General features: G+C 51.6%; 8 protein-coding genes and 1 tRNA gene. 1 reads left to right on the top strand and 8 read right to left on the bottom strand.

All coding sequences use genetic code 11. The features are described 5' to 3' along the window. Positions 1-211: 211 nt before the first annotated feature. Complete coding sequence (locus H8S80_RS29750) at positions 212-859, bottom strand: Crp/Fnr family transcriptional regulator (protein WP_002601480.1); 648 nt, start codon at positions 857-859, stop codon at positions 212-214. 104 nt (positions 860-963) lie between these two features. On the opposite strand from H8S80_RS29750, the gene H8S80_RS29745 reads away from it, so the two are divergent. Further along, positions 964-1668, top strand: a complete 705-nt coding sequence (locus H8S80_RS29745; protein ID WP_117622866.1) for an ATP-binding protein — start codon at positions 964-966, stop codon at positions 1666-1668. An 89-nt stretch (positions 1669-1757) separates the two neighbouring features. Here the strand turns inward: H8S80_RS29745 and H8S80_RS29740 are convergent. The 7 genes from H8S80_RS29740 to H8S80_RS29710 form a co-directional block, all read right to left on the bottom strand. Beyond that, a tRNA-Arg gene (locus tag H8S80_RS29740) sits at positions 1758-1831 on the bottom strand. 108 nt (positions 1832-1939) lie between these two features. Further along, positions 1940-2635, bottom strand: coding sequence for a DUF1961 family protein (locus H8S80_RS29735; RefSeq protein ID WP_117622865.1), 696 nt, complete (start codon positions 2633-2635; stop codon positions 1940-1942). Between the two features lie 31 nt (positions 2636-2666). Next, positions 2667-3476 carry a polysaccharide deacetylase family protein gene (locus H8S80_RS29730; RefSeq protein ID WP_117622864.1) on the bottom strand — a complete coding sequence of 270 codons (810 nt, stop codon included), beginning with the start codon at positions 3474-3476 and terminating at the stop codon, positions 2667-2669. A gap of 17 nt (positions 3477-3493) precedes the next feature. Further along, positions 3494-6646, bottom strand: a complete 3153-nt coding sequence (locus tag H8S80_RS29725; protein ID WP_117622863.1) for a rhamnogalacturonan lyase family protein — start codon at positions 6644-6646, stop codon at positions 3494-3496. Between the two features lie 69 nt (positions 6647-6715). Further along, a complete protein-coding gene (locus H8S80_RS29720; protein ID WP_117622862.1) occupies positions 6716-9346 on the bottom strand; it encodes an exo-rhamnogalacturonan lyase family protein in 2631 nt (876 codons plus the stop codon). A 69-nt stretch (positions 9347-9415) separates the two neighbouring features. Then, a complete protein-coding gene (locus H8S80_RS29715; protein WP_002601486.1) occupies positions 9416-10984 on the bottom strand; it encodes a type 2 periplasmic-binding domain-containing protein in 1569 nt (522 codons plus the stop codon). Between the two features lie 196 nt (positions 10985-11180). Further along, on the bottom strand, positions 11181-12083 hold the full coding sequence (locus H8S80_RS29710) for a carbohydrate ABC transporter permease (RefSeq protein WP_002601487.1): 903 nt from the start codon (positions 12081-12083) through the stop codon (positions 11181-11183). Positions 12084-12096: the final 13 nt, after the last annotated feature.

Genomic DNA, 12096 nt, shown 5'->3' with positions numbered 1-12096 from the left:
ATTTTGCGACTGATTCGTATTCTTTATGAAATATAATCTTATGTATAAGTATAATAAATTTCACAAAAAAAGCAAGCGCTATTTCCCTCTGTTTCGGTAATTTTCAGTCATTTTATTACGGTTTGCAGTCCCTCTGGCTTCGGCTGTCTGGTCTGCTCTGCCGTTCACGGCTCTAAAAGTTGGCTGCCCAGCTGCCTGCCGCGTTTTTTGACTACCGCAGCTCTGCTTTCAGCAGCTGAAACTGATTTTTATGGAAGGATATCTGTCCTTCCTCCTTCAGCCGCCCCAGCTCCTTTGACATGGCGCTCCTGTCCACAGCCAGATAATCGGCCATCTCCTGCCGGTTTAACGGAATGGTAAAGGACTCCCCTCCCGCCTTCTTTGCCTGCTCCGACAAATAGGAAAGAATCTTCTCCCTGGTTGTGCGTTTTCCCATGTGACCGATCTTCTGTGTCAGTGTCATATTCTTTTCCGCCAGAATTTTAAGCATATTGCGGACCAGACGGTTATGAAACTCACATGCGGACGGACAGACGGTTATGATTCTCTCACAGTTGATGAAGAGCACCTCCGTCTTCTCCGCGGCGGTCACACTGACCGGCAGACATTCCACTCGCGCAAAGGAAAACGCCTCGCCGAACAGACCTCCCCGCTCCACATGGGCCAGGATGGTCCGGTTGCCCCAGAAGTCGTCAGAAAACACCAGCACGCTGCCGGACAGGACCATACCTACCTGATCCGCCCGGCCGCCCGCCATTAAGATGTACTCTCCCTCATCAAATAAAACTCTTCTTCCGCCAAGACACGGAAGCAGCTGTTCCAGTTCCCCATTTTCAATCCCGTCAAATAATGAAACCATCTCGCTCCGCCATATCGATTTATTTTTAATTTCGTTGCAAAAACAACATACTTTTCGATTTTAGTATAGTATGATACAGCTATCGAGTCAAGGAGGAAAAAAACATGATAAGAAAAATCATTCACATTGATACAGACGCCTGTACCGGCTGCGGACTGTGTGCCGAAGCCTGCCACGAGGGAGCCATTCAGATGATAGACGGAAAAGCAGTTTTAACGAGAGAGGATTACTGTGACGGTTTGGGAGACTGTCTGCCCGCCTGTCCCGCAGGGGCCATCTCCTTTGTAGAGCGCGAAGCGCCCGCCTACGATCACGCCGCTGTACAGAAGGCCAAAAAGGCCCTGGAACACGCCGGCTCCGGAGACAGCCACTGTGCCTGTCCCTCGGCTGCCTCCCGTTCCTTATCCGGCAGCGCCGCCCAGAACCAGGCCGGACCGGAAGACGTTCCAAGCTGCCTGTCCCAGTGGCCGGTCCAGATCAAACTTGCGCCCATCCACGCCCCCTATTTCGCCAATGCCGACCTGTTGATCGCAGCGGACTGCACCGCTTTTTCCTATGGTAATTTCCACCACGATTTTATCCGGAACCACATCACTCTGATCGGATGTCCGAAATTAGACAGCACGGATTACTCCGAGAAGCTGACGGAGATCCTGCGTGAAAATGACATCCGCTCCATAACGGTAACCCGTATGGAAGTTCCCTGCTGCGGCGGAATCCAGTTCGCGGTGGAACGGGCAGTAGAAAACAGCGGGAAGAAGATTCCGTGTAAGGTCTTTACCATCGGAATTGATGGGAATTTGCTTTGAGGATGCCCTCCGCCAAATACACATGCAGATATCAGCAAGAAAAAAGACACCCGCAATCGGATGTCTTTTTTTAAACCCTTGTTTTTTAATGCGCCGAACATGATTCGAACACGCGGCCTTCTGGTCCGTAGCCAGACGCTCTATCCAGCTGAGCTATCGGCGCATATTGCTTTCGCAACGGTATTAAGTATATCCGATACCACACATTTTGTCAACCGGTTTTTTCAATTTTTTGCTATTATTTTCACTATTTACACTTTTCAGGTTTTCTCTATGCCCATACCTCCAGATCCTCATACTCTCCAATCATAGGCGCCAGCTGGCGGAAACCGATCTTTCCTCCCTCCAAAAGCTTTCCATAAGTCACGCCATCGTCTTTGAACCGGAACAGCTCCAGTGCGTTGATATAAAAACGCACTTCGTTTCCCCTCTTCAGGACCGCTATTTCATATGGCCCTTCCGCCTCGTCCGCGTCCGGAATCGGGTCGCCTCCCTGGGCTGTTAAGTAAAAGCCATGGCTTTTTCTTAAATTGCAGGTATGGAAAGCCCTCTCATCCGGCTCCTTCCTGCGGAAATAGGAGATGTGGAAGGCGTCTATATCACCGTGATGATACTGTACATACTCTCCGGCTCTGGGCATCAGGGAAGGAGAGAATATGTCTTCCCCTTCCCGTCCCTTAGCAGCCAGGAATATCATGCACAGACCCGGCTCCTGAATCGGGTAAAACTGCCACCGCACGAATAGATCAGCCGGAAATTCCTCCGGGCACCACAACACATAATTGGCCTTCTGCCCGCTGGCCGCATCCAACTGGTTTTCCATGCGAAGCCTTGCATTCGGGAAAGAAAACACGGCCTTCCCTTCCAGCACGAAATCCCTTATATCCTCCAGCCTTTGCAGCGGGTTTTTATAAATGCACGCAGCATTTTTTAAAGTCTCTGTTCCATAAGCGGATAAATCAATCATTCTAATTCCTCCATAGCCGAAACCGGCTGCTCTACAGTTTTATGCTTTCTCCACCCGGCACTAAAAACAAGTCCCCGTCCACACGGATCCAGACAGACTGTGCGGATGGATTATAGACCAGGTCACCGTCAATCGTAAACTTCAGATTCCCTGCAGCCCGCATATAATCCACAATCTGAATATTGGTAGCGTACCAGGTGTCCTCCCTGTCTCCTGCCATGCGGCAGAACTCCTCCATCAGATCCCAGTTTTGATCTCTGTCAAATTCATAGCTGTGGCCCCAGACAAGCATCAGATAAAGATACTGAGTCTTATTCAGCCGTATAAATGCTTCTCCATCCTCTAAAAGCCCGTGATTGTGATGGCAGGTGGCCTTCCAGGTCAGGAAGTTTTCAGGCATGGCGAACTGATGGGTATCCCCAACCACCCGGCCGTATTCAATCCCAAGCCCCGGCAGCAGAGAAAGTATTTCCTTGCTGTAAGATCCGTTGGGATAGGACAATCCCCGCACAGGATAGCCCGCCGACCGTTCCAGATTCCGTCTGTCCTCCAATACCTGAAGAGCCACCTGCTCCACAGGGCAGCGCTCTATGGTAGGGTGAAGCACCGTATGGCAGGAAATCTCATGCCCCAGATACAGGTCCGCCCACTCACTCTGAGGTACTCGTTCCCCGTCCGTCAGACCGGAATTCAGGTGGAAGGTCCCTTTTATCTTGTATGAATTGAAGAGTTCCACCAGCTTTCGGTCCCAGGTCCGCCCATCATCGTAACTCATCGTCAGAACCTTATGCTTCCCTCCCGGAAAGCAGGTATAGATATTTTTCAGCCTTGTCGCTATCATGCGCCGTCTCCCTCCTGTCACGCCGGTTTTACTGCGTTTTCGTGTGCTCTCAGCTTTTTCAGTTCCTCTGCCGCCAGACCGGCAAACCGCCTGGCGCCTTCTGCTGTCAAATGAACCTTATCTTCTCTATAGCAGCCGGCCGCTTCCGTCTCACTTAACCCTTTAAGCCAGTTTCCCGTCACCATTCCGAGATCGATGTACGGGATACGCTCTCTCTCCGCCAGCTTCCTCATCTCCTCGGCATACCGGGGAAGTGATGCGGCAATCGCCCCTTTCTCCCCTTCCTCATTTTCACTGCATGGATACAGGCAGATGGAGGACAACAGAACAGGCACCGCTTTGCATTCCTTTGCCGCGCGGACATAAGCTTCAAGCACACCGGCAAACTGTTCTGCGGGCACAAAGCGTTCTGCCTTCGAAGCAGCGGCATCATTATGTCCGAACTGGATCAGAAGAGTATCCCCTTCTTTTAAATGTTTTCTTATATCCTCCAGACGCCCTTCCTCCAGAAAGGTCTTTGAAGACCGCCCTGCCGCAGCGCAGTTGTCCACGATCAGATGTCTCGTTTCATACTGCATCTCCTGTTCAAACGGACAGTCCTCCCTGTGCCCTGTTTTAACCGCAGTATCCGGATCCAAACAGGAGAGAAGCATCTCCCCCCATCCGGCCTGCGGCCTGTCGCCGCTGCCGTAGGACTGGGCGGTGGAATCCCCGGCCAGATACAGAACCGGCTTGTGTTTCATATAGGGCAGCACCCGTCCGAACTCCATGTCAGAGCCATAATAGAACGAAGGATATCCCGGCTGGTTATAGCAGTTATTCTGCCATGCCACGCTGCACCGGTACTGGGTATCCTGCATAAGGGTAAACAGCTTGTGGTCTGTCACCTCCGTATTGGTGTAAATGCGGATGGACGAGCTGTCCGCAGTCCGAAGCAGAAGCTCCTCTCTGAAATCTCCAAATATATCAGCTGTCAGGCAGGGATTTCCCTTCGTTCCGTTATTCGTCAGCGTATTCTCCGGAGTCAGCATAACACCGTGGATCAAATCCTGAATCACACCGGTGGGTTTCTGGTTTAAGTCAAAATCACTGCCGTCAGTAATCTGGGTCGTCAGGTCGCCGGACCAGCGGATGGACATATTGGTTCCCGGCGTATTGGTGTCCAACAGTCGGCCCCTGCAGTCATAGATTCCTGCACCGTTTACCCAGCACTGGTATCCACGCACGCCCGGCACCATATCGCCAATCATGCACCGCCCCAAATCTTCCTCCGCATACGTCCCAAAGATGGCCTCTCCAGTAGCCGCATCCCGCAGCGCATAGCCATAAGGCACATACTCGGCTCCCTCAAACACATTAAATATCTCCAGCCCCGGACGGTCCGGATCCATGTCTGCCACATGCATGGCATCGCCGTGTCCCATTTTGGCCAAGACTCCATCCGGCCTGCGGTCATAAGAGCTGTATAAAAGACTTCCGTCATGGTCAATGCATGCTGCCCCGTAGATAATCTCCATGCAGCCGTCCCCATCCACGTCAGCCGTGGAGATCGAGTGGTTCCCCTGCCCCGCCAGTTTCCCATAGACAGGGTCACTGCCTGCAAGGGCATGGGGAACGTCGTTAAATGGATTTCTCATTGGGACATATCCGCTGTCCACCTTCCACTTTTCCCGGAATTTCCCCTCGAAAAAGTCGTATGCGGCAAGACAGGACCTGGTGTAATAGCCGCGGCATACGATCAGATACGGCCTTATCCCGTCCAAATAGGCTGCTCCGGATAAAAAACGGTCCACCCGGTTGCACGGTTCGATGCGGTTCATGGCGTAATCGCCCCATCGAAGGCCGTCGTCCTCTCTGGGGAACGGGAACGGAACCGTCTCCAGCTCCTCCCCGTCTCCGCCAAACATAGTTAAATATTCCGGTCCCTCATAGATAAATCCTTCAAACCGCCGCAGATCATTCCTCGGGCTTCTCTCTGGCGCGTAGACGTCAAGGAAGTAATCCGCCAGCGCCCTGGCATCCTCCTTCTGTAAGGGATATTCACAGCGTTTTTGAATTCCGAAACACGCTTCCAGCGTATCCGGCCACTGACCATTCACGACCTCAGGCAGTTCTCTCCAGCCCAGAAACAGTTCTGTTAAATGCTCATAGTAATCGTCAGCACTGCATACATAGGAATCCTCATGGCCGTATCCCCGCCTGATATCCTCCTCCGGCATGGTAATATAGAATTCCCGTGCCGGTGTTCCGTCTCTTCCATAGACTGTCATCTTCGTTCCCGGCGCAGTTTTTACGGCCATTTCGCCTCTGCCGTCCCCGTTAAAATCATAGCAGATAAACTGGGTATAATGGGCGCCAGCCCGTATATTCGCCCCCATATCAAGCCGCCACAGAAGTCTTCCGTCCAGTTTGTAACAGTCGATATAGCACCGGCCCGTATAGCCCTTGATGGAAACATCATGAGAATTGGAGGGATCCCATTTGACAAGATACTCATACTCTCCGTCTCCATCCACATCCGAGACTGACATATCATTGGCTGAATACGTATACCTCTCTCCCCGCGGCGTCACGCCGTCCTCCGGCTTCTGAACAGGAATATCCAGGTACTCCCGTTCCCATACGGCGACCGGCTCACAGGCCGCCCCCTCTTCCCCGTCGTGCACAGGCGCAACCGCATAGACATCTCCGCACGTTCCGTGGACATCTGCATAATTCGTACTGTTTGTCACCAGTGAAATGGCCCTGCCGTTCCGATATATCCGGTAATTCACGCCAGTCATGCCCCCTGCCTCTTCACTGAAGCCGCACACCTCACTGACAAACATGCGCCAGCTTAAAAATACGCCCTGATCCGTCTTTACCGCCACCAGTCCGCGCCCCAGACTTTCCGTCTGCTCATTCCTGATATAGTGAACAGGGGTCCTTAACGTGGTATATGGTCCTGCCGTTTTTCCTGCCATTACCGGACGCACCGCCAGATAGTGGGGCACATGGGTGGATTTTTCCAATGTATAAGTGGTGCATTCCGCAGGCACAGTCCCCAGCAGCCGGTACTGCTCCGGTTCAAGTTCCCTGTCGGACCAGTATATTTCATAGTAGTCTGCATCAGGATTTATCTCCCAGGAGATTGTCACCTGGTTATTTGTTATCTTCGTTATCCGTATCATAGAGGCCTCCCGTTCTGGTTTCTGCTTAGTACTTCGTTATGTAATTAACGGTGAATTGAGTGCCTGCTCTCAGGCCTTGCGGAAGCTCCCTTCGGGCATCCCGGCCACCAGTAAATCCGCCTCGTGCAGTGTCTTCGGCAAAGTATCCCGAATAAAATCCAGAGCCATAATCACATTCAAACACCATTGGGCGGCAAAATTAGTCGATATCCAGGGAATCTCCGTCAGATATTCCCTGTTCCCCTCATGCTTTCGCGTAACACACTCCAGTCCCTGATGATTTCCTTCACAGAGAATTGCATGAAGCAGATGCCCCCAGGTGGTCTCCGCCAGTGCCGTATCCTGAAAATACTCCGCGCCATAAGCCCCCATGGCAGCAGCCATAAACGGAAGAGAGAATTCCCGATCCCCGATAATTCCCCCGGACTCTTCCAGCTGCTTCTCCCTTGGCAGATAATAAAACCGTCCATAGTCGGCCATCATCCGTTTCCACTCCTCATCCTCCAGAAGTTCCGCCATCTCCATCCATACCTGCGGCGCTCCCATACAGATCTGAAGATGCGTTCCGCCAGCCGCCCGTTCCCCGATATAACGCAGATGAACGGTCTCCGGATCGAATTCAAAGTCCGGTCCCGATACCAGCTGTAACGGCGCCTTCTTGATATCCTCCATGCCAGTCATGATCTTATCCCGGTATAACGGATCATTTTTGCGCTCCCACTGAGTCAGCCAGTTGGCGCACAGGGACGACCAGTCCGGACCGGTTCTGGCATGGCTCTTACAGACCATATCCGCCTTCTCATAAAAATCTCCCAGCGGATCCCTGTTTAAAAATGTCATTTCATTGTCCTTCAGTTCCTCAAAGATATCCTCCAGCCTGTGATCCCCGGTCATATAATAGTAAAACCGGTGGTGAGCCGCCATGGCAATCCTGGCTTCCTTACAGGGACAGCCCCAATGCCGCACGTTGTGCCGCGATCCTAAGCCCCTGTACTTCCCCATATGGTATACATCCACCTCCGAGGCATGTCTTGAAAGCTTTTCCGCCAGTGAAAATACATCCGGCCTTCCGGTCCTCATGAACATAAGCCACAGCCACAGTGTCGGTACCAGCTCCGTATTATCCCAGGCATAGCCGCCCATATCGTAGCGCCACACATGGCGTTCCCGGTCATAGGTGTGCATAAAATCGCCGTAATTAAACAGCCCGTACCAGTTTCTCTGCTCCACCTCTCCTTCATAAAAAGCAGCGGCCCGGTCAAGCTGCTCCTCCAGCCACATTTCCGTCTCACAGCTCTTTTCCGGAAGTGACCAATAGCCAAATGCCCTCATCTCATGGTAAAATCCGGGGTCCCCCACATACTGTGCCGGGTGATCCACCATTTCGGATAAGGCTTCCAGCTTCTCTCCTTCTGGAATCACTGCATCATAAAATGCTATGGAATACTCGCTGGTAGAGGCGATTCCATAAGGCGTCGCACCCTTGTAATCATAGCCCTCATAATAAACCTGATTGTATCCCCGTTCCGCATAATGCCTGAAATCCATAGCCTCGGCCGACGGACTGTACAGCCATACAAATGCCTCCGCCCTCTCCTTTGTCAGTCCTTTAAAGGTATATCCGGATGGATACGTCTGCCAGAAATCCCGGATCGAAAAGGCCACCGATTTGTTTCCGCTTCCAAAAGCCGCGGCCCCTTCCGTTCTCATACCATGAAGGCAGTCCAGATAACAGCAGGTCTCCCCTTCCGTCTTCTTTCTGATTCTATAATGCGTCGGGCTGTCCTGGCATACGTCATACGTATCCCAGAAGGGCATATCCTTAAGAACGCTTTCTACAAGCTCCTTCTCATTTCCCCCCAAGACAAGCCTCTTTCCCGCCATCTGCTCCCGGTAAATCTGCTCCGGCAGCCGCGGTCTCCAGGTAAGAAGCTCTGCCGCTGTCTCATGGAATACGCCGTAATCCCCCTGCACTTCCACGTGCCGGTTATACATTTCATCCTCCATAGGCACTTCCAGGCGGAGCCCGATCCCCTTTAAGAAATCCCGTTCCTCATCGCCGTCGTAGAGAAACGTATGGACAAAATCCACCTTTTCCGATTCCAGGCCGATCATCATCCGGATCACAAACGGCAGCTTTCTCTCCCCCTCCTCCGACACATGAGTTCCTTCAAATTTTACGACAGCCCGGACCGGTCCTTCTTCCTCCAGTGTCACCCGCTCAATCAGACCTTCGTATTCCTTTTCCGTCCTGACGGTTCGCCCATGGATATTGGCCGGCTCTTCCAGAATCAGCACCGCTCCCGCGTGCCCGGCCCGGAGTTCTCCATTAACCTCCAGCCTCTCAAACAGCCATTTCCCTTCGTCCGGGATCACCACAGCCACGCTCCCTGCCGTAATAATCCGCTGTCCCTCCAGCCTCTTAACCTCAACTTCCAGCTCTCCTTTTCTCTGACACCCACCGTCAGCAGGTACCACCTCGATCACCTCAGACAGCTTCCCCGCGTCCGCTGTATGCGCGGTCCATTTCACCGACCCATCCGGCCAAAATGCCGTAACCCTGGACTGCATGCGCTGCGCGCTCCCGTCCTCATTTCTCAGAATATACTCTGTATCCGCACTGCACCGTCCCTGATCCCACATGCAGCCCCATGAAGTAAGTCCTGACTTTACTCTGTCGCCCAAATTATGAAGTCTCATCTAATCCACCATCACACCACCGTGTGTCCCGTCACAAGTTCAAGAATGCTCAACACTGCCGCCCTTTTCCTACTTCGCAGTATCCTGCTGATATAACTGATTTATTTCCTCGATAAGCCGGTCTCCGCCTCTGTTCAACCACTGCGCGGCCGCGGCCTCCAGCCCTTCATCATCGATCTGACCGCAGATATACTGGGTTCTCGCATCATCGATAATCTGCTCGATATCCGTTCCGACCTCTGCGTTCACCGTAGAATTAGCCAGGTAACCCAGCGCCGGATTAAAGACCGCTACCTTTTCATTTCTCTCATAAGCCGCATCCTGCGCTTTGGTCGGTTCATCCTTCTTCAGTGCAGGAGAAACCGATGCCAGGTGAGGAATATAGCTGATGCACTGGTTTAATCCCACCTGAGGAGTCTGAGATACCTCCAGTTTGTTCTTTAACACGACCTCCCCGTTCTCATCCAGATCATAAGTAATGCCTTCCAGACCGTAATCCGCCATTACTAACATCTCATCATCACACATTTTATCTAAGAAATGCAGGCAATTCTTCACATCCTCCTCCGTCTTTGCCCCGGCCTTCGTGATCACGTAATATCCGTTCATTCCGCTGGTTGCCAGAGTGACATTGTTGACCGGACCAACCAGATTCATGGATGCCGTCCTGGAATCGTCAACAACAGACTTCACATCGTTCTGGATATAATAGTTCCAGACTCTCTTGGCGCCGTCCATAACGTCGATAAATGCGCCGGCCTCGCCCTTCTTGCAGGCATCTCCGAATGTACCGGAATCCACGGTAGCCCAGTCCTTACGGATCAGCCCGTCCTCATAGATCTTCCTCATCCATTTCAATGCTTCCTGATACTCTGCCGTCTGATGAACCGGAACCAGCTTTCCATCCGCTTCCACCCACTCGTTCCCCACACCGAACCATGTCTGCATAATATCCAGCGGACCTACATACTTGGTCATCTCCAGACCGTAGGTATCGTCCTTACCGTTACCGTCCGGATCATCGTATGTAAACTTATAAAGCATGTTATAGACATCTTCCACACTCTTTGGGGCCTCCGTGATTCCCACAGCCTCCGCCCAGTCGGTCCGGTAGGAGAAACCGTAGCGGCCGATGGGACGCGCACGGTACACACCGATGACCTTTCCATCCACGGTCAGGCTCTTTAAGATATTCTCATTGGCCTGGGATAAGTTGGGATAGCTTTCTGAATCCTTTAAGAACTCTCTCAAATCCCAGAATGCGCCTTTCTTCGCCGCATCCACGATGTTGGCTGTCAGCTCGCCGCTTCCGGTTAAGATCATAGGCATGTTATCCTTATCCATGAGCACCAGTCCCAGCTTCTCCTTATACGTATCATTGGCCTCCCATCTCCATTCCACATGAGTGTTGGTGTAGTCCTCATACTTAGCGATAACCTCGTCGGAATGGTCATTCTTTAACTCTGTGCCCTGAAACTGAGTCACCATAAAGGAGATCACAGCCTTGCCGTCTGCGGCCGCTTCCGGTTCACCGCTTCCATTCTGGCTGTTTGCTTTGCCTGCGCATGCGGCCATGGATAATACCATACTTCCAGCCAGTGTAATGGCTGCTGCTTTTTTCAAAATATTTTTTTTCATAACGATATTTTTCCTTTCTATACGTTTCTGTTTGCTAGTACAGCGTTGCGTAAGTTTCGGTGAATAGAGTGCCTGATATTTTTGTCAGGGCAAGGCGCCGAAACGACGGCGTAGTGGATCCTACGACCAGCTTCGGCAACGCGGCACTGGCGGAAATAGCGGGTGCTATATTCACTGGAACTTATGCAATGCTGTGCTAGCCTTTTACGGACCCGACCATAACGCCCTGTGTGAAATATTTCTGCACAAAGGGATAAATCAGCAGGATCGGAACCGTTGCAACCACTGTGGTTGCCATCTTAACCGCTTTCTGCGGCGGAATTCCCATGGCTCCCCAGTCAAATCCGCTGTCATTGGCTACCGCGGATGTCAAGAATATAATTCTTCTCAGTACGATCTGGATCACCTCTTTATTGCTGTCCGAAATATACATCATGGCATTGAAATAAGAATTCCAGTGGGTAACCGCATAAAACAGGGTGACGCTTGCCAGCACCGGTTTGGACAGCGGAAGGATGATCCTGCAGAAGATCTGCAGATCATTGCAGCCATCCATTCTGGCCGCCTCCTCCAGCTCTGTGGGAAGTCCCTGAAAATAGTTCTTGATAATAATCATGTTAAATGGATTTACCGCTCCAGGCAGCCATAAGGCCCAGAAGGAATCCTTTAAATGCAGTACGTTGGCAACCACCAGATAGGCAGGAACCATACCACCGGAAAACAGCATGGTCACAATCACCATATTGGTAAAGAATTTTCTCCCCTTAAAATATGGCCTGGATAAGGGATACGCCAGCGTACTGGAGAACACCATATTTATCAGGACACCTACAACTGTCACAAAGATAGAATTCTTCAATCCCTTAATTGCATCTCCTGTTTTAAAGATATACTGGTATGCATTCATGGAAATCGTACGTGGAAACAGGAAAAACGCCCGCTCTGTCAATTCCCGTTCCGTGGCAAAGGACCCCGCCACAATATATACAAATGGAAGCAGTGTTATTAACGCAAAGGCTCCGACGAATATATAGATTACGATCTGAACCAACTGGTCTCCCGGACTGCGCTTTATCTTGATTGCTTTTGTCTTAGCCATGTCTTAAGTCCTC

Source organism: Hungatella sp. L36, assembly GCF_014288035.1.
This window is presented reverse-complemented; position numbering and strand designations above follow the sequence as displayed.